Source organism: Galactobacter valiniphilus, from assembly GCF_003575975.1.
GTDB classification, from domain to species: Bacteria; Actinomycetota; Actinomycetes; order Actinomycetales; family Micrococcaceae; genus Galactobacter; species Galactobacter valiniphilus.
In genome coordinates this window covers 20,349-38,165 of the sequence record NZ_QQXK01000014.1, presented here as the reverse complement: position 1 = coordinate 38,165, position 17,817 = coordinate 20,349, and the positions used below count along the sequence as shown (strand labels likewise).

Genomic DNA, 17,817 nt, shown 5'->3' with positions numbered 1-17,817 from the left:
AAAGGAGCACGCCATGCACTTCACGATCCTGCTGTACGCCCCGGAGCCGGCCCCCGGCGAGATCGCGCCCGAGGTGATCGAGGCGGCCAAGGCCGGCTACCGCGCCTTCGCGGCCGAGCTCGTGGAGCGCGGCGTGTTTGTGGCGGGAGAGGTGTTCGACACCGAGGACACGGCCGTGTGTGTTGCCGAGCGCGACGGCGCGGTGCACCTCACGGTGGGCCCGCCCGAACGCCTCACGCAGCCGCTCGGCGCCGTGTTTGTCGTGGACGTCGACTCGCGCGACGAGGCCGTCGCCTGGGCCAAGAAGTGCCCGGGCGTGGCCTACGGGACGCTCGAGGTCCGCGCCGCGGCCACCTCCATCACGCCGCAGGGGACGTGGGCGTAGGCCACTCCTCGGCCAGGAGGGCGTAGGCGACGCCGTCGATCCAACCGCGGGTCCCGTGCAGGGATTCCTTGACGTTGTAGGCCTCGCGGCGCAGGCCCAGCTGCGTGAAGCACAGTCCGATGACGGCGCGGACGGCCTCGCTCGCGTAGCCGCGCCCCTGGAAGTCAGGGTGCAGCGTCCAGCCGAGCTCGGCCTCGACCCCCGTGGCCAGGTCCTTGACCTCGCGCTGGCCCCAGCCGTCGCCGATCCGGATCATGACGTCGCCGATCACCCGGCCGTCCAGCTCGATCGCCACGTTGATGCCGTGGCGCCCCGGGTACTCGGCATCCCAGTCGGCGCGATCCGCCGGAATCCAGCCGAGCCACTCGCTGACCTCGGGGCGTCGGCGGTACTCCCACATGGCGTCGGAGTCCTGCAGCGTCGACCGGCGCAGCACCAAGCGCTTGGTGCGCACGGGCCAGTCGATGGCGTCCAGCGGGTCGGTGCTCTGCTCATCACTCACGCACCCCAGTATGGTCGGTGTTCACAGCACGACGGCGGGAGGTCGCGCCCGGCGCGTGCCGTGCCTGGGGCGCGGTGCCGGGTGAGGCACCCGGGGTGCGGCACGCACCCGTGCCGGCCACGCGCCGTCGGGCAGTGTGGACAGAGCAACGGGAGGAACCATGGCCGAGGCCTACATCGTCGACGCGGTGCGCACGCCCGTGGGCAAGCGAGGCAAGGGGCTCGCCTCCGTGCACCCGCTGGACCTGGCCGCCGCGCCGCTCGAGGCGCTCCTGGGGCGCTCGGGCGCGGACCCGGACGGAGTGGACGAGGTGATCCTGGGGTGCATCGATCAGCTGGGGCCGCAGTCAATGAACATCGCGCGCAACGCGTGGCTCGCGGCCGGGCTGCCCGAGGGGGTGCCCGGAACCACGGTGGAGCGGCAGTGCGGCTCGGGGCAGCAGGCGGTGAGCCTCGCGGCGCGGGCCGTGCTCTCCGGGGCGGCCGACCTGGTGGTGGCCGGCGGCGTGCAGTCCATGAGCTCGGTGCCGCTGCAGGCCTCGAACCGGGCGGGGGAGGCCTGGGGCTTCGCGGATCCCTTCGCCGGCTCGCAGCGGTGGGCCGCGCGCTATGGCGGGCAGGAGATCTCGCAGTTCCGCGGGGCCGAGCTCATGGCCGCGCACTGGGGTTTTTCCCGCGGCGAGCTCGAGGACTTTGCCGTGCGCTCGCACGAGCGGGTGCTGGCCGCGCAGGCGGCGGGTGCGTTCGAGCGGGAGATCGTGCCGCTGGCCGGCCTGAGCGCCGACGAGGGGCCGCGCACGCCGGACCGTGAGCGCATGGCCGCCCTGGAGCCGATCGTGGCCGGCGGCCTGCACACCGCGGCGACGGCATCGCAGATGTCGGACGGCGCGGCGGCGCTGCTCATCGCCTCTGAGCGGGCCGTGCGCGAACGCGGCCTGACGCCGCGCGCGCGGATCACGCACACCTCGGCCCGCGGCGGGGACCCCGTCATGATGCTCGCGGCGCCCATCGAGGCGACGCGGCGCGCGCTGGCCCGGACCGGGCTCGGGATCGGGGACATCGACGTGTTCGAGGTCAACGAGGCGTTTTCAGTGGTGCCGCTCGCCTGGCAGCGCGAGCTCGGCGTGGACTCGGCCCGGTTCAATCCTCGCGGCGGGGCCATCGCGCTGGGGCACCCCATCGGGGCGACGGGCGCGCGGTTGCTCGTCTCGCTGCTGCACATGCTCGAGGACACCGGCGGCCGCCGCGGGCTGCTCACGATGTGCGAGGGCGGCGGCCAGGCCGACGTCACGATCCTGGAGCTGGTTTAGGCGCGGTGGAAAGAAAAGTTTCCTTGAGCCCAGATTTCTTTCCCGGTGGGGTGGTCGGGGAACAGGCTGCCGCTTGGGACGGGGCCAGCCCACGGCGAGGATGAACACATGGACTTTCGCGGCCTGAGCGCCTTTGCCCCCACGCCCTTCGTCGACGGCACCCCGGATGAGGCGGCCTTCCGCCGCATCATCGCGGGGCTGGCCGCGAGCGGCGTCGACTCCATCGGCGCGCTCGGCTCCACGGGGCACTATGCCTACCTGAGCGTCGAGGAACGCGTGCGGCTCACGCGCGCGGCGGTCGAGGAGGCCGGCGACGTGCCGGTGCTCGTGAGCATCGGGGCGCCGGCCACGCGCACCGTGTTGGAGCTCGCCGAGGGGGTGCAGTCGGCCGGGGCCTCCGGCGTGCTCCTGGCGCCCGTGTTATATCAGCGGCTCACGCGCGCCGAGGCCCTGGGCCTGTATCGCGACGCCTGCGCCGAGCTGTCCGTGCAGTTGTGCATCTACGACAACCCCGGCACCACGGGCTTTACGTTCGACGACGAGCTCTACGCCGAGGTCGCTGCCCTGGGGCCGGTGGCCTCCGTGAAGATTCCGGGGGTGCCACTGGGTCCGGGTGAGGCCGGGGCCCGCGTGGCGGCCACCGTGGCAACGCAGCTGGGCCTGGGCGCTGACTTCCTGCCGCGCCCGCTCTTGCCTCTGGGCGCGGGCGAGCAGGCAGAGGTCGCGGAGGCGCTCGCCGCGCTGGGTGTCTCCGGCAGGGCGCGGTGACGGACCCGGGTCCGGCGGAGCCGGGGAAGGCCGCTGACTCCCGCGGGCGGGCGGAGTACGACGCCGCTTGGCGGCTCGTGCGCTCGGCGGTCCTTGCGGCGTGCTCGCCGTGGGTGAGTGCGGGACTCGCCGTCGTGGAGGAACGGGGCCCGGACCACGAGTTCGGCCCCGAGCTGGAGATCACGCCAAGCTCCGGGACGGCAGCGCAGATCACCGTGTCGCTCGCTGACGAGGAGGAGGCCTCGCTGACGTGCGGAGGCGTCTTCTTCTGGGTCTGGCGCGGCACGCCGGAGGAACTCGCGGGCAGCGTGGCGGAGGTGGTGCGCGATGTGGCCGAACACGGGATGGTGGCGGCCGGAGCGGCCGCCCGCATCCTGACGGGCGAGGACTCCTACGGGGTGGGTCTCTCGTCCTTCGTCCCGTGGCGGTGGCGCCGGGGCAAGCGCGTGTTCACGCCCTACCGCTGAGCCCGCGCCCTGCCCGCGCCGCGCTCAGCGCACCCGGTAGGTGATGACCTCCGTGATGTGGCGGACCTTCAGGAGCTGACGCCCGGCGCTGTCCGGATCGGCGTCGAGGATCGCCTCCATGCCGGCGAGCGTCGCGGCGCGCTGCTCCTCCGAGGAGGCCAGGAGCGTGCTGACGGTGCCCCAGCGCTGCAGGTAGTCGCTGCGCGTGAGGTGCTCGCTCCAGCGCAGCCGCTCGCCGCGCAGCGTCTCGAATCCGGGCAGCGCCGGGGTGTGCACGTCGCCGCCCAAGGCCAGCGCGCCGTCGTCGTCCCCGAGGTCACGGGGCGGATGGGCCAGGCGATAGCAGGCCCGATCCCACGCGCAGCGCGGATCCGGGACGGTCCACACGATCGCGAGGACGCCGCCCGGGCGCAGCACGCGCGCGATCTCGGCCGAGGCGGCGTCGCGATCGAACCAGTGGAAGGCCTGGGCCACCGTGACCACGTCCACCGAGCCGGAGGCGAGGGGGAGATCCTCGGCCAGGCCCACGCGGGTGTCGACGGCGGGCAGCTTGGCGCTGAGCTGGGCCAGCATGTCGGCCGAGGGGTCGATGGCCGTGACGGCATCGGCGCGGGGAACCAGCAGCTCGGTGAGCTTGCCCGTCCCGGCGCCGAGGTCGAGGACGTCCCCGAGCAATCCGCCGCGGGCGGCGGCGACGCGGCGCACCGTCTCGAGGGGGAAGCCGGGGCGGTAACGGTCGTAGTTGGCGCCGTTGCCGAGGAAGGTCGCTGCCAGCTCGGCGCGGGCGCCGGCCGCGGTGAGGGGGCTCACCGCGGCGTTGGTGGGGGAATCCACGAGCGTCGTCATGACGCGATTTTTGCCGCGTGTGACGGGCCGAGCCAAGGGTTCGTGACACGGAACGACATACGAGCAGGGCGCTCGAAATTCCCCGGCGCGCTGGAGCGAGCGCGCCCCCGCCCCGGCCGGCGCCCCGTCAGGCGGTGACGAGGCGCTGCAAGGTGTCGAGGAAGCCCTCGTAGCCGGCGATCGTGGCGCGCTTCGCGTCGTCGGGGAAGCCGGGGGTGTCCTGCTCCACGTGGACGCGGGTGCCCTCGCCGAAGGGTGTGAGCTCCACGCGGACCTCGGCGCGGGCCGGATCGTCCGGCTGATCGGTGAGGGTGAAGACCACGCGGGTGTCCGGCGTGACCTCGCGGAACTCGCCCGTCCAATGGATGCGGTTGCCGTCCGGCAGCACCATGGTGGCGCGCCACTCGCGGCCCGGCTCGGCCACGAAGTCCAGCTCCTCGGCCGGGACGTTCACCTGGTCCGTGCCGAACCACACGGCGAAGTCCTCGGCGCGGGTGAAGGCTTCAAAGACCCGGCTGGCGGGGGCGGCGATGTCGCGGTCGATCTCGATGCCCTCGGGCGTCAGGCCGGTCATGGTGTCTCCTCGTTGAGAACGCAGATGTGGACCCCCAGGCTAAGGGCACGACGGCGACCCGGTCACCCCTTGCTCCCGCCTCGCGGACCGCCAGGTCACCACGGAGAGGGGACAGGCTGGGGCCCGGCGGGGGCCCGGGCGGCCGAGGCGGGGGGCAAGGCGCGCCTTGGGGGGTCATCAGCACCCGCCGGGTACCGGCGGCGCACCCGGCCTGGCTAGGCTCGGGTGGTGAGTGTCCCCGCCCAGCCCAGCCCACCGTCGTCGGGCAGTGAAAACCAGCGCTTCCCCGGCCTGACGCGCCAGATCCTGGCGCTCGCCGTGCCCGCGCTCGGCGCGCTCATCGCCGAGCCGCTGTTCCTGCTCGCCGACACCGCGATCGTTGGCCACCTCGGTGTGGACCAGCTCGCCGGCGTGGGCCTCGGGACCACGGTCCTGCAGACCGCCGTGGGCCTCATGATCTTCCTCGCCTACGCCACCACGCCCGCCGTGGCGCGCCAATTTGGCGCCGGAAACCTGCCGAAGGCGCTCGCCGCGGGGCGCGACGGCGTGTGGCTTGGCCTCGCGCTCGGGCTCGTTCTCGCGGCGCTCGGCTGGGTGGCCGCCCCGGCTTTGGCCGGGCTCATGGGGGCCGATGGCGCGGCGCTGGGTTACGCCGTCGACTACCTGCGCTGGTCCATGCCGGGCGTGCCCGCGATGCTCCTGGTCATGGCGGCGACGGGCACCCTGCGCGGCCTGCAGGACGGGCGCACGCCGCTCATCGTGGCCGGCGGCGGCTTCGCCGTGAACATCGTACTGAACTTCGCGCTCGTGTACGGGGCGGGGCTCTCGGTGGCCGGCTCGGCGATCGGCACGTCGATCGCGCAGTGGCTCATGGCGCTCGTCTACCTGGCGCTGCTCCTGCCGCGCATGCGCCGCGAGGGCGTGGGGCTGCGCCCCAGCGCGGCGGGCCTGCGGGCCTCGGCGCGCGCCGGCGGCTGGCTCATGCTGCGCACCGTCTCGCTGCGCGCGGCCATCCTCTCCACGGTCTGGGTCGTGACGGCGCACGGCACGGTGACGCTCGCCGCGCATCAGCTCGTTTTCACCTTCTTCTCCACGCTGGCCTTTGCCCTGGACGCGCTCGCGATCGCGGCCCAGAGCCTCATCGGCAAGGAGCTCGGTGCGGGGGACGTTGACCGCACGCGCGCCCTGAACCGCACCATGATGCGCTGGGGCCTGTGGTTCGGCGTCCTGACCGGTGCGCTCCTGGCGGCCCTCGCGTGGATCATCCCGCGCGGCTTCTCCGGCGATCCCTCCGTGTGGCACGCGGCCACGATCGGGCTGCTGGTGCTGGCCGTGCAGCAGCCCATCTGCGGGCTCGTCTTTGTGCTGGACGGCGTGCTGATCGGCGCGGGCGACGCCCGCTACCTCGCGCTCGCGGGGCTCGTGAACCTCGCGTTCTACTGGCCGGTGCTGGCGCTCGTGGCGTTCCTGCCGCTGCCGGGTGAGGCCGTGGGCTGGGTGTGGGCGGCGTTCTTCGTGTACATGCTGGCCCGGGCGGCGACGCTGTCGTGGCGCGTGCGCGACGACCGGTGGATGCGCGTGGGGGCGGCGTGACCGGGGCGATGCCCGAGGGCTGGTCGGCGCCGGGACATCGTCGCCTGCGCGTGTACATCCCGCCGCTGTCGGTGGTGCCGGATCTGCGCGTGGATGGGGTGTCGCTGAGCGATGCCGTGAGGCACGGCTGGCCCGGCGGCGTGGACGCCAGCTGGGTGCGATCCCAACTGGGTGAGGGTCCTGCCGCGCTGCCCGACACCGTCTTGCTGGCCGTCTGCCCGCAGTGCGGCGACCTCGGCTGCGGGGCGGTCGCCGCGAGGGTGATCTGGGCCGAAGGCACCGTGACGTGGAGCGATTTCCAGTGGATCGACGAGGACGGGCTCGAACCGGCCGGAACAGACCTCGTGGTCGAGGACCTGGCCGTGCCCGGCTTCCCCGAGCGCTTCGTCTTCGATCGGGACCAGTACGTTGGGGAGCTCCGGCGCGCGTTGGGGCGCTAGCCGCTACGCCGGCTGGGAAGGCGCACGGCCACCCGTCGCCGGGCGTCTCGCCACGGCCCGGATCCCGCTGAGCAGGAGCGCGCCCAGCCCCACGCCCACCACGGCGCCGAGCGCGTAGGCCACGATGTCGGTCAACGAGAAGACCCGGCCGACCAGGGGGAGGGCCTGCAGCAGCTCGATGCCCAGCCCGCCGAACACCAGGCCGAGGACGAGCTTCCACGACGCGGCCTTCGACACGCAGCGCAGAAGGAATCCGCCCGGGACGAAGAGCGCGACGTTGAGGCCTGTTTCCCTGATGGCAACGGGGTTCCAGCCCTCCTGATCCAGCCAGCCCTCGAAGAGCGTGAACGACGCGCTCGGGCACATCAGCGCCTCCGGGTCGAAGCAGCCGGTCCCGGAGAGCAAGGTGAGCACGAGGACGCAGAGCGCCCAGCTGCACAGCAACCAGAACCCGATGGTGAGCGACCAGGATGGGCGGCGGCCGAGCGGTCGCCGCTGTCTCACCAGGATGACCATGACCGCTAGGAGCGCGCAGAGCGCCAGCGTGGGAACGATCAGCCAGCCGAAGACCGACAACATGTTGGACATCAGCCGACCCTAGGCGAGCGCTCCTCCTCGGGGTCGAAGATGACGCCGAGCGCGTCGCTCGCTCCGGCCGGTGGCTGAGGCCGGTGTCCTGACCGCTTCCGCGCTGCTTCGCTCGGACTCCATGAGCTACGCCAGCGCGTTCTTGACGTAGCCGACGATCGCGTTGGCGTGCCCGTGGCCCAGGCCGTGTTCCTCCTTGAGCCAGGCCACGGCCTCCATGTGCTTGGCCCCGCCGTCGAGGCGCTCCACCACGAGGTCAAGCCATTCCTGCATGGGCTTCCCGTACGTCTTCTCGATGGACGGGAAATACGACGCCGGGCCCTTGGGCTTGTTGTCCGGATCGATGACGGGGGCTGCAACGCGGGGCTCGCTCATGCGGGCAAGTGTGGCACGGGGCGGACGGCCGGGGGGAGGGGTGTGCCACCATGGTGCCGATCATCGACGCCAGGGGGGACGAACGTGAGCACTTCGGACGAAGACCGCAGGGAACTCGACAAGGCCGCCGAAACGGCGTCCGAGGCTTCCGCTGAGCCCGGCGCCGGGCTGGCCGAGCGCGGGAGGCGACGCCCCGCCGTCGTCCGGGGCGGTGCCCCCGGCGCCGGGCTACGGTGACCCCGCTGCGCCCGGCTACGCAGGCCAGGGGTACGGCCAGCCGTACCCCCCGTCCTACGCCGTGACGCCCGGCTACCCGGAAGCGCGCGACGCCGCCGACCCGGTCGACCTCACCCTTCCGCTGCGCGGCGCCACGATGGGGCAGGCCATCAAGCGCTTCTTCAAGAACTACGCCACGTTCGACGGGCGCGCGTCGCAGAGCGAGTTCCTGTGGGTGCAGCTGGCGGGCTTCCTCGTCTTTGGGGCGTTCGCGTTTGCCTTACGTGCTCTCGGAGTCCAGGAAGACTCACTCGAGCAGGGACCGGACACGAACCCGTTTACCGTTTTCCTCATCATCGGGATCGTCGCGTTCTCGCTCGGGACGATCGTCCCGCACCTGGCGTTGACCTGGCGACGCCTGCACGACACCGACCTGTCCGGCGCGCTGTGGTGCATCAGCTTCGTTCCCTAACTTGGCTCGCTCGTGGTCTTCATCCTGTGTTGCCTGAACCCCAAGCCGCGCGGCGCGCGCTTTGATGTCGCGAACCGGTACCGCGGGTACTAACCTCTCCGCGCTCTAGCCGGGGCCCGACTGGACCCCCGGGCCCACCCCGACGTCCACCCGTAGGACCATGCGGTGCCCCGGGTTTCGTTCTTTTGTCCGACGCGCGTGACCCCTCCCGAGCGGGAGCCTGGAAGGACCCCACCACCGGGGTTCACACCAGGAGGTCACCATGCGCGAACTCGACGTTCCAGCCCGCACCCGGATCGCCCGCAGCATCGGCGTCGCCGTGATTCTCGCGTTGATCATCGGTGCAGGCATCGGCTTCCTGGCCCTCAAGGACAAAGCGGCAACGAACGACGGCGGGCGGTCGGCTCAAGCGGTCGGCTCGGGTTCCGGATCGGGGTCGGGGTCGGGGAAGGGACGCGGCGAGGCCGCGCCCTCGGAGGCGGTCAAGGCGGCGGTGAGGGACACGAGGGTGGATCCCTTCGATGAGTCGCACGCGGCGGTTGCCGGGCTGGATGTACCGCTGCGCCAGGCCGTGCAGAAGGCGGCGCGGGCCGCTGCCGACGAGGGCGTCGGCGACTTCTGGCTGACCTCCGGTTGGCGCACGGCCGAGTATCAGCAGGCCCTGCTCAACGACGCCGTCAAGAGGCACGGCACCCTCAACGTGGCCCTGCGCTGGGTCAAGACCCCCGACACGTCCGAACACGTCCACCGCTCGGCCGCGGACGTGGGGCCCGCGTCGGCGGCGGTGTGGATGACGCGGAACTCCGAGCGCTTCGGGCTGTGCCGGACCTACGCGAACGAGGCGTGGCACTACGAGTTGCGCGAGGGCGATGTCTGCCCAGAGCCGAAGGTCGACGCGCGCTGAGGTACGCAGGCTGGTACCCGGGCCCGCCTCGTGCGCCGGGCCTGTCGCGCGAGTCGGGTCTGTCTAGGGCCGCATGAGCGCCGCGGTGAGCAGCACGGGGATCGACAGGACCGCGAAGGACGCCCGGAGCCGGTTGGCGGTGCTCCACTCCCGCAGGTACTGCGCCCAGGCCGCCGGGACGCGCGGATCGCGGGGCTCGAGTCGATCGAGCGCCTCGTTGCGCGGCACGTTGTAGACCACGGTGATCAGGAAGCTCGCGAGATGCAGCACGGCGCCGGTGCCCGCCACCCAGCCCCACCGCGCGGGGACAAAGAATGCGCAGACGAGGACGAGCACGCTTGCGAGCGCGGCCCCGAAGAACGGGATGAGGAAGGGCAGCAGCAGCGCCCGGCGGTTGAAGCGCTGCATCTCGAGCGTCGCCTCGACGGGTGGGCGCCGCGCGAGCCGCGGCATCACCGAGCTGGCGAAGTGGAAGTACACGCTGGCGGGGACGAGGCCGAGCACGGCGGCACACCACGCGGCGATGACAAGCAGAACGGACACGGAGCGCTCCCGGAGGGCTCGGGGGTGGCGGTCGCTCCCGAGTCAAGCAGCGCGGGGGCCAAGCGTCCAGGCCTCATGCCCGAGAAGGTGCTCGACGGGCCAGGAGGCAGCACCGTAGCCTCGCGATCATGGTTGAGCTGCCGCCGCTGTACGACGATCTGACCTTCCTCTCGCCGCTCTCGGAGCAACGCGCGGCGGGTCTCGTCGCGCACCTCGCCGAGGCACGGCCCGGCACGCTCCTGGACATCGGCTGCGGCTGGGGTGAGTTCCTGCTCCGCGCGGCGGAGGCGGCGCCGGGATCGAGAGGCCTGGGCGTCGATCTGGAACCCCAGCGGCTCGAGGAGGCCCGCCGCCGCGCCGCGTCGCGCGGCCTGGGCGAGCGGGTGAGCTTCGAGGCCAGGGACGGGCGCGAGATCACTGGCAGCTTCGACGCCGTGGTGTGCATCGGGGCCTCACACGTGTGGGGACTCCCGGTGGAGGCGGCGCAGCCCCTGGACTACGCGGCGGCCCTGACGGCGCTGCGCGGTCTTGTGCGCCCCGGCGGGCGTCTGATCTACGGCGAGGCGGTGTGGTCGGCCGCGCCGACGCCCGCCGCCACCGCAGCGCTGAGCGGCCGCGACGACGAATACCTCCAGCTCGACGCGCTCACCGCGCTGGCGAGCACCCACGGGTTCACCGTGGAGAGTGTGGAGGAGGCGAGTCGGGAGGAGTGGGACGCCTTTGAGGCCGGCTTTGTGCGGCGCCTGGAGCGCTGGCTCGAGGGGCATCAGGGAGACCACCCGGACGCTGACGACGTTCGGACCCAGCTCGGCGAGCAGCGGGAGCGGTACCTCAACGGCTACCGAGGCGTCCTCGGCCTGGCGTACTTCACGCTCGTCGCGGACTGAGCGGACTGGGCGGACTGCCCCGGGCCCGCCCGCCGGCGGGACCCGGCCCCGCGCCGTCGGGCACCGGCGGTGAGCCCCACGCCCCGGACCGGAGGGACCGTACGGCTAGAAGAGGTGCGCCAGCAGCTCGAGCGCCACGGCCGCCACGCCGATCGCGGTCAGCACGCCGATGAGCAGCAGGCGCTGCCACAGGGGAAGCCGGACGCGGCGCAGGGCGATCCACGCGAGCAGGCCCAGGGTCACGACCAGGACGATCTGGCCGGCGCGCAGGGCCGTGGTGAGGTGCATCCAGCCCAGGCCTGCGGCGGCGATCAGCAGCAGGGGAACGGTCACGGCGCTCAGGGCGCCGCCCGTGACGCGCAGGAGGTGGCGCAGCTCGTCCCGGTGGGGCAGGCCCTGGTGCACCACGGTGTGGGCCACGAGGTCGGCGCAGAAGGAGGCCAGGAGCACGCCGGCCACGGTGATGAAGAGCGTGAGCGCCGCCTTACCCGGCGTCTCCTCGTGCGCGTGGGAGGAGAGGGCCATGAGCACAGCGAGCGAGGTGAACGTGACGTACACGCGCTCCTTCAGCCGCTCGGCGTGCTGCTCGAGCTCGGTGTGGTCGGCCGTGGTGGCGGAGTTGCTGTCCTCGCGACGCTTTTCCATTACCCAAGTCTACGGAAAGGGTGGCACCCGCCGGACACGGGGCGGAGGAGACCCCGAGTCACGCCGGTCAGATTGTTGAACAATCCGGCGTGTTCGTGCATGCTTGAGCCAGCACATCGGGTAACGGAGGTCACAGTGAGCGTCATCGATCTGAACAGCGACATCGGCGAGTCGTTTGGCGCCTGGCGCATGGGCGACGACGAGGCGATTCTCGAGTCGGTCACGAGCGCCAACATCGCCTGCGGCTTCCACGCCGGGGACCCGAGCCACATGGCCTCCACCGCGCGGGCCGCCGCGCAGCGCGGCGTCGCCATCGGTGCGCATGTCGCCTACCGCGACCTCGTCGGCTTCGGCCGCCGCTTCGTCGACGCCACCCCCACCGAGCTGGCCGACGACGTTCTCTACCAAATCGGAGCCCTCGACGCCCTGGCCCGCGCCGCCGGATCCAAGGTCACGTACGTCAAGCCCCATGGCGCGCTCTACAACACGATCGTCCACCACGAGGCGCACGCCCGCGCTGTGGTGGACGGGGTCAGGGCCTTCAACCGCGACCTCGCGCTCCTGCTCCTTCCCGGTTCCCTCGCCCTCATCTTCGCGGAGGATGCCGGCCTGCGCGGCGTCTCCGAGGCCTTCGCCGACCGCGGTTACAACCCCGATGGCACGCTCGTCTCCCGCCGTGAGCCGGGCGCCGTCCTCCACGACGAAGCCCTCGTCACCGAGCGCATGGTCCGCCTCGCCGCCGAGGGCGTGCTCGAGGCGGTGGACGGCACGCTCATCCGCCCGAACGCCCAGTCCATCTGCCTGCACGGCGACACCGAGGGCTCGGTGCGCCTCGCCGCCGCCGTGCGCGCGGGCCTCGAGGGCGCCGGCGTGCGCATCGAGAGCTTCGCCGCGTGAGCCCCCACCAGCACGACGGCGCCGTGCCCGGCTCGGGCGCGCCGCGGGCAGCCCCGCGCTTCCTCCCCGCCGGCCCCTCGGCCCTCCTCCTCGAGGTCGAGGGCCTCGCCGCCGCCATGGCCTGGCACGCCGAGCTCCTGGCCCGCCCGCTGCCCGGGCAGCTCGAGGCGCTCGCCGCCGCGACCACGGTGCTCCTGCGCTTCGACACCCCCGAGCACGCCGCGGCCGCCGCCCGGCGCGTGGGCCAACGCCGCCCCGGCGAGGCCGCCGCCGCGGCGCCCCGCGCCCACACGATCGGCGTCCGCTACGACGGCGAGGATCTCGAGGAGCTCGCGCGCCTCACGGGCCTGAGCGTCGAGGGCGTCATCGCCGCACACACGGGCACGCCCTGGACGGGTGCCTTCGGCGGCTTCGCCCCCGGCTTCACCTACCTCACGGGCGGCGACCCGGTGCTCGACGTGCCCCGTCGCAGCTCCCCTCGCACCGCCGTCCCCGCCGGATCCGTGGCCCTCGCCGGCCGCTTCTCCGCCGCGTACCCGCGTCAATCGCCCGGCGGCTGGCAGCTGCTCGGCACCACCGACGCCGTCCTGTGGGACAGCGCCCGCGAGCGCCCGGCGCTCATCGCGCCCGGCGACGTGGTCAGCTTTGTCCCGCTGCGCGACGCCGCCCTGGTCACCTCGGAGGCCGCGGCCGCGAGCGCGGGGGAGACTCAGGCGTCCGCCGGGCCACCGGCTGCGCAGGCGGAACGGCCCGCGGCCGATCTGCCCGCCGGCACGCTCGCCGCCGAGACGCCAGAAGCCGGGACAAAGGCCGCCGCGTCGCCCGCCCTCACGGTCCTCTCGCCGGGGCTGCTTACCGCTTTCCAGGATCTCGGCCGCCCAGGCCGCGGCGACCTCGGCGTGACGGTCTCCGGCGCCGCCGACCGCCCGAGCGCCGCGCAGGCCAACCGCCTCGTCGGCAACCCGGCCGGCGCCGTGGTGCTCGAGACCCTCCTCGGCGGGCTCGCGCTGCGCGCCGAGCACACCGTGGTGCTGGCGCTGACCGGAGCGATCGGCGCGGCCAGCGTGGCCCCGGCCGACGGCTCGCGCCCTGCCGTGCCCCGCGCCGTCGAGCCCTTGGCGCCCTTTGTCCTGCGCGCCGGCGAGACGCTCACGCTCGGTGCCCCGGCGGCCGGCCTGCGCGGCTACGTCGCCGTGCGCGGCGGCTTTGCCGCGCCCGCGGAACTGGGCAGCGCCTCCACCGACACGCTCTCGGGCCTCGGCCCGGCGCCCCTCGCGGCCGGGCAGGAACTGGCCGTGCTGGCACCCCAGCCCGGACGCGTCGTCGGGCATCCGGAACCGGCCGCGACCGCCCTCCCGAACCCCGGCGAGGCCGTGACCCTCCGCGCGATCCCCGGCCCGCGCGACGACTGGTTCGGCCCCGAGGGTCTTGCCGCCCTTGAATCCACGGCCTGGCGCGTGACGGCGCAGTCGGATCGCGTCGGCGCTCGCCTTGAGCTCGACCCGGCCGCCGGCGAGCAGGAACCGCTGGCCAGGATCCGCGGGGGCGAACTCGCGAGCGAGGGCGTCGTCGCGGGCTCGCTGCAGGTCCCGCCCTCCGGCCTGCCCGTCCTCTTCCTCGCCGATCACCCCGTGACCGGCGGCTACCCCGTCATCGCGGTGGTGCTGCCCGCCGACGTCGCGCTCGCGGCGCAGCTGCCGCCCGGCACCCCCGTCCGCCTCCGCCTCTTCGAGGCGCCCCCGACCCCCGCCGCCACCGCCGCCACCCAAGGAGCAGCCAAGTGAAGAAGGTCCTCATCGCCAACCGCGGCGAGATCGCCGTGCGCGTGATCCGCGCCTGCCTGGACGCCAACCTGTCCTCGGTGGCGGTCTACTCCGACCCGGACGCCGACGCGCTGCACGTGCGCCTCGCCGACGAGGCGTACGCGCTGCACGGCAGCACGGGAGCCGAGACCTACCTGGACATCGCCAAGCTGCTGGACGTGGCCAAGCGCTCCGGCGCGGACGCCGTGCACCCCGGCTACGGCTTCCTCTCCGAGAACGCCGACTTTGCGCAGGCCGTCCTGGACGCCGGCCTGACGTGGATCGGCCCCGGCCCGGATGCCATCCGCACGCTCGGCAACAAGGTCAGCGCGCGCGAGCTGGCCCAGCGCGTGGGCGCCCCGCTGGCCCCCGGCTCCGACGGCCCGGTCTCCACGGCGGCCGAGGTGCGCGCGTTCGCCGAGGAGCACGGCCTGCCGATCATCATCAAGGCGGCCTTCGGCGGCGGCGGCCGCGGCATGAAGGTGATCCACCGGCTCGAGGACGTACAGGACGCCTTCGACTCCGCAACCCGCGAGGCCGTGGTGGCCTTCGGTCGGGGCGAGTGCTTCGTTGAGCGCTTCCTCGATCGCCCGCGCCACGTCGAGGCCCAGGTCGTGGCCGACGCCCACGGCAACGTGGTGGTCGTCGGCACGCGCGATTGCTCGCTGCAGCGCCGCAACCAGAAGCTCGTCGAGGAGGCCCCCGCGCCGTTCCTGAGCGAGGAGCAGCGGGCCTCCATCCACGAGGCCTCGCGCCGCATCTGCTCCGAGGTGGGCTACGTGGGCGCCGGCACCGTCGAGTTCATGGTGGCGGCGGACGGCCTCGTCTCCTTCCTCGAGGTCAACACGCGCCTGCAGGTGGAGCATCCGGTCACCGAGGCCACCACGGGCGTGGACCTGGTCCGCGAGCAGTTCCGCATCGCGGCGGGCGAGTGGCTCTCCCTGGAGCGCGACCCCGAGCCGATCGGCCACGCCTTCGAGTTCCGCATCAACGCCGAGGACCCGGCCCTCGGCTTCCTGCCCACGCCGGGCCCGGTCACGGGCTTCCAGGCGCCCTTCGGCCACGCCGTCCGCCTCGACACGGGCGTGCTGGCCGGCGACGCGGTGCCGCCGCAGTACGACTCGCTCATGGCCAAGCTCATCATCACGGGCGAGAACCGCGAGCAGGCGCTCAAGCGCGCCCGCCTGGCGCTCGACGAGTTCCGCATCGAGGGCCTGCCGACCGTGCTCCCGTTCCACCGCGCCGTGGTGCGCGACGAGGACTTCACCTCCGAGCCCTACCGCGTGGACACGGGCTGGATCGAACGCGACTTCACCGCGCGCCTCGAAGCATCGGACCAGGTGGCGCTCGCGCCGGACGGCTCGCGCGCCGAGTTCACCATCGACGTGGACGGCCGCGCCGTGCGCCTGGGCCTGCCCGCCGCCCTCACCTCGCTCCTGGGCGTCGCCGCCCAGGCCGGCGCGGGGCTGGGTGGCGAGGCCGCGCCGTCGGGCACGGGCCAGGGCGCCCCAGCGCCCGACGACGCCTCGGTCACGGCCCCGGTGGACGGCACCTTGGCCGCGTGGAAGGTCCGGGACGGGGCCGCGGTGGAGGCGGGGGACCCGATCGCCGCCGTCGAAGCCATGAAGATGGAGACCGTCGTGACGGCGAAGCGCTCCGGCGTGGTGCGCCTGGCCCCGCTCGCCGCGGGCGAGGCCGTGCGCCGCGGCCAGGAGCTCGCTCGCGTCGAATAGCTGCACCCCGCCCGCGTTCTCTCACGCCCTCCGCGCGTTCTCACCGGGATCTGGACGGTGAGGAAACGCGGAGGGCGTGACTTTTCGTTGGCGCCGAGCCGCTGCGTCGCGGCGGCCGGCCGGTGCTAGCGTTCCCCGCATGCGCATGGCGATTCTGGGGGGACGCGGCACGCTCGGCACCTTGGTGGCAGGAGCGCTGAGGCAACGCGGGCACGAGGTGGCGGCACTGGGGCGCCGCGACGGGGTGGACGCGCTCACGGGCGAGGGGCTCGACGCCGCGCTGGCGGGCGTGGACGTCGTCGTGGACGCGCTCAATTTCCAGGGGATGAGTGCAACGAAGGCGCGCGCCTTCTTCGGCGGGACCGCGCGCACCGTGGCGGCGGCGGCGGCCCGCGCAGGGGTCAAGCGCGTGGTGGTGGTCTCCATCGCCGGGGCTTCCGAGCCCGAGGTGCACCGGCGTCACGGCTACTACGCGGGCAAGGCGGAGCAGGAGGCGGCCTATGTGGACGCGGCGACGGCGGCCGCCACGGGCCGCGCCGCCGAGGGCGCGCCCGCCACGATTGTCCACTCGACGCAGTGGTTCGAGCTCGTGGACCAGATGGTCTCGATGATCCCCCTCGGCCCGGCCGCGCTCCTGCCAACCATGCGCATGGCGGCGGTCAGCGCGGCCTCCGTGGCCGAGTTCGTCGCCGCGACGGCCGAACGGGACGCGGCGGAGGACACCCTTCCGCCGGTCCGATCCGTGGACATCCGCGGGCCGGAGGTCGCCACGGGCGCGGAGCTCGCGCGGAGCATCGCCGCCGTGCGCGGCACGGTGGGCGGCCGCCGCCCGCGCGTTGTCTGGGAGCTACCCCTCTTCGGGAAGGCGATCGCCTCCGGCGGGCTGATCCCCGGCGGTCCCCGCGGCGAGGCGGTGATCGGCGCGGCAGGCGGGGTGGAGCCCGTGACGATCGATCCCGTGACGGTGCGGGAGTGGGCCGGCCGGGGCGAGCGGGGCTGAGGCGCGGTTCGCTGGGCGGCGCGCTGCGGCCCGACGCCCGGCGGCCGGAGGCGTGCGGGCCCCGAGGCACGGCGTCGCGATGGCGGGCAGTCGACTCGCTTCGTGGGAGGCTGTGAGGGTGAACGCACCCCACGCCCACACCACCTCCTGGGTGACCCAGCGCCTGCGCGAGCGCATCGAGGCCGGCACCCTCCTGCCCGGCGCCAAGCTCGCCGAGCAGCAGCTCGCCGGCGAACTCGAGGTCTCCCGCAACACCTTGCGCGAGGCCTTCACCGCGCTGGCCGCGCACGGCCTCGTGGAACGCATCCCCAACCGCGGGGTCTTCGTTGCCTCGCCGGGTGCCGACGGCGTGCGGGAGATCTACGCGGTGCGCCGGGTGGTGGAGCCGGCGGCCCTGCTCTGGGCACCCGTGCCCGAGGGCACCGTGGAGCGCATGGAGTCGATCGTGACCCGCGCGCTGGCCGCCAAGGAACGCGCGGACGTCCCGGCCATGGCCGCCGCCAACCAGGAGCTGCACCGCATCATCGTGGGGCTCAACGCCTCCGACGGGGTCACCGAGATGATGGAGCGCGTGCTGGCCCGCATGCGCCTCGTCTTCTTTGCCATGCACGACCAGCCCGACTTCCACACCCAGTACGTCCTGCTCAACGCGCGGCTCGTGGAGCTGCTCGGCCGGGGCGAGCGCGCGCAGGCGGCCGAGACGATGCGCGAGTACCTCGACCAGGCGGAGGCCGAACTCCTGGGGCACCTGGAACGCGACGCCCGCGCCTGAGGCGCCCGGGCGTCGTCGTGCACCGAAACCGGGCCGCGGAGCCGGGCCCGGCGCTTCCAGCCCCACCCACGAAAAACCGCGCCCTCCTGAACGATCCGT

General features: G+C 73.5%; 21 protein-coding genes. 14 read left to right on the top strand and 7 right to left on the bottom strand.

Annotation, left to right across the window (positions count from 1 at the left end; all coding sequences use genetic code 11):
• The first annotated feature begins 13 nt into the window (after nt 1–13).
• A complete protein-coding gene (locus tag DWB68_RS08355; RefSeq protein WP_119424683.1) occupies nt 14–385 on the top strand; it encodes a YciI family protein in 372 nt (123 codons plus the stop codon).
• On the opposite strand, the gene DWB68_RS08350 is transcribed toward DWB68_RS08355, so the two are convergent.
• Nucleotides 360–887: a GNAT family N-acetyltransferase gene (locus DWB68_RS08350; protein WP_233548687.1), complete on the bottom strand. Its 528-nt coding sequence runs from the start codon at nt 885–887 to the stop codon at nt 360–362. The two genes, DWB68_RS08355 and DWB68_RS08350, sit on opposite strands and share 26 nt — an antisense overlap.
• Before the next feature lie 160 nt (nt 888–1,047).
• On the opposite strand from DWB68_RS08350, the gene DWB68_RS08345 reads away from it, so the two are divergent.
• The 3 genes from DWB68_RS08345 (at nt 1,048) to DWB68_RS16205 (ending at nt 3,431) form a co-directional block, all read left to right on the top strand.
• Nucleotides 1,048–2,196, top strand: a complete 1,149-nt coding sequence (locus DWB68_RS08345; RefSeq protein ID WP_119424682.1) for an acetyl-CoA C-acyltransferase — start codon at nt 1,048–1,050, stop codon at nt 2,194–2,196.
• Nucleotides 2,197–2,304: 108 nt separating this feature from the next.
• Entirely contained in the window at nt 2,305–2,964 is a 660-nt protein-coding gene (locus DWB68_RS08340) for a dihydrodipicolinate synthase family protein (RefSeq protein ID WP_119424681.1), read from the top strand.
• Nucleotides 2,961–3,431: a hypothetical protein gene (locus DWB68_RS16205; protein WP_158588258.1), complete on the top strand. Its 471-nt coding sequence runs from the start codon at nt 2,961–2,963 to the stop codon at nt 3,429–3,431. Before DWB68_RS08340 ends, DWB68_RS16205 begins: the two co-directional genes overlap by 4 nt.
• Nucleotides 3,432–3,455: 24 nt before the next feature.
• On the opposite strand, the gene DWB68_RS08330 is transcribed toward DWB68_RS16205, so the two are convergent.
• Nucleotides 3,456–4,277, bottom strand: a complete 822-nt coding sequence (locus tag DWB68_RS08330) for a class I SAM-dependent methyltransferase (RefSeq protein WP_119424679.1) — start codon at nt 4,275–4,277, stop codon at nt 3,456–3,458.
• Between the two features lie 127 nt (nt 4,278–4,404).
• A complete protein-coding gene (locus DWB68_RS08325) occupies nt 4,405–4,851 on the bottom strand; it encodes an SRPBCC family protein (protein WP_119424678.1) in 447 nt (148 codons plus the stop codon).
• A gap of 291 nt (nt 4,852–5,142) precedes the next feature.
• Between DWB68_RS08325 and DWB68_RS08315 the strand changes: the two genes are divergently transcribed.
• Together DWB68_RS08315 and DWB68_RS08310 are read left to right on the top strand one after the other, a co-directional pair.
• On the top strand, nt 5,143–6,444 hold the full coding sequence (locus DWB68_RS08315) for an MATE family efflux transporter (RefSeq protein ID WP_119424725.1): 1,302 nt from the start codon (nt 5,143–5,145) through the stop codon (nt 6,442–6,444).
• A complete protein-coding gene (locus DWB68_RS08310; protein ID WP_119424676.1) occupies nt 6,441–6,884 on the top strand; it encodes a hypothetical protein in 444 nt (147 codons plus the stop codon). Before DWB68_RS08315 ends, DWB68_RS08310 begins: the two co-directional genes overlap by 4 nt.
• A gap of 3 nt (nt 6,885–6,887) precedes the next feature.
• On the opposite strand, the gene DWB68_RS08305 is transcribed toward DWB68_RS08310, so the two are convergent.
• Complete coding sequence (locus DWB68_RS08305; protein WP_119424675.1) at nt 6,888–7,472, bottom strand: VanZ family protein; 585 nt, start codon at nt 7,470–7,472, stop codon at nt 6,888–6,890.
• A 126-nt stretch (nt 7,473–7,598) separates the two neighbouring features.
• Nucleotides 7,599–7,847, bottom strand: coding sequence for a DUF4287 domain-containing protein (locus DWB68_RS08300; RefSeq protein WP_119424674.1), 249 nt, complete (start codon nt 7,845–7,847; stop codon nt 7,599–7,601).
• A 211-nt stretch (nt 7,848–8,058) separates the two neighbouring features.
• Here DWB68_RS08300 and DWB68_RS08295 point away from each other — a divergent pair, with 211 nt between their 5' ends.
• Nucleotides 8,059–8,535: a DUF805 domain-containing protein gene (locus tag DWB68_RS08295; protein WP_119424673.1), complete on the top strand. Its 477-nt coding sequence runs from the start codon at nt 8,059–8,061 to the stop codon at nt 8,533–8,535.
• Nucleotides 8,536–8,797: 262 nt separating this feature from the next.
• Entirely contained in the window at nt 8,798–9,439 is a 642-nt protein-coding gene (locus DWB68_RS08290; RefSeq protein WP_119424672.1) for a D-alanyl-D-alanine carboxypeptidase family protein, read from the top strand.
• Nucleotides 9,440–9,502: 63 nt separating this feature from the next.
• On the opposite strand, the gene DWB68_RS08285 is transcribed toward DWB68_RS08290, so the two are convergent.
• Nucleotides 9,503–9,982: an anthrone oxygenase family protein gene (locus DWB68_RS08285; protein ID WP_119424671.1), complete on the bottom strand. Its 480-nt coding sequence runs from the start codon at nt 9,980–9,982 to the stop codon at nt 9,503–9,505.
• 128 nt (nt 9,983–10,110) lie between these two features.
• On the opposite strand from DWB68_RS08285, the gene DWB68_RS08280 reads away from it, so the two are divergent.
• Nucleotides 10,111–10,869, top strand: a complete 759-nt coding sequence (locus DWB68_RS08280) for an SAM-dependent methyltransferase (RefSeq protein ID WP_119424670.1) — start codon at nt 10,111–10,113, stop codon at nt 10,867–10,869.
• 105 nt (nt 10,870–10,974) lie between these two features.
• On the opposite strand, the gene DWB68_RS08275 is transcribed toward DWB68_RS08280, so the two are convergent.
• Nucleotides 10,975–11,514: a hypothetical protein gene (locus DWB68_RS08275; RefSeq protein WP_119424669.1), complete on the bottom strand. Its 540-nt coding sequence runs from the start codon at nt 11,512–11,514 to the stop codon at nt 10,975–10,977.
• A gap of 135 nt (nt 11,515–11,649) precedes the next feature.
• On the opposite strand from DWB68_RS08275, the gene DWB68_RS08270 reads away from it, so the two are divergent.
• The 5 genes from DWB68_RS08270 to DWB68_RS08250 all read left to right on the top strand — a co-directional run bounded on the left by DWB68_RS08270 (nt 11,650) and on the right by DWB68_RS08250 (nt 17,718).
• Nucleotides 11,650–12,411: a LamB/YcsF family protein gene (locus DWB68_RS08270; protein ID WP_119424668.1), complete on the top strand. Its 762-nt coding sequence runs from the start codon at nt 11,650–11,652 to the stop codon at nt 12,409–12,411.
• The gene (locus DWB68_RS08265; protein WP_233548686.1) at nt 12,408–14,195 is read left to right on the top strand and encodes a 5-oxoprolinase subunit B/C family protein; all 1,788 of its coding nucleotides are present in this window, start codon (nt 12,408–12,410) and stop codon (nt 14,193–14,195) included. Before DWB68_RS08270 ends, DWB68_RS08265 begins: the two co-directional genes overlap by 4 nt.
• A complete protein-coding gene (locus tag DWB68_RS08260) occupies nt 14,192–15,946 on the top strand; it encodes an acetyl/propionyl/methylcrotonyl-CoA carboxylase subunit alpha (protein ID WP_119424667.1) in 1,755 nt (584 codons plus the stop codon). Before DWB68_RS08265 ends, DWB68_RS08260 begins: the two co-directional genes overlap by 4 nt.
• Nucleotides 15,947–16,085: 139 nt before the next feature.
• Complete coding sequence (locus DWB68_RS08255; protein WP_119424666.1) at nt 16,086–16,946, top strand: NAD(P)H-binding protein; 861 nt, start codon at nt 16,086–16,088, stop codon at nt 16,944–16,946.
• Between the two features lie 118 nt (nt 16,947–17,064).
• Nucleotides 17,065–17,718 (top strand): GntR family transcriptional regulator, encoded by a 654-nt coding sequence (locus tag DWB68_RS08250; RefSeq protein WP_325048556.1) that lies wholly within the window; start codon nt 17,065–17,067, stop codon nt 17,716–17,718.
• The last annotated feature ends 99 nt before the right edge of the window (nt 17,719–17,817 follow it).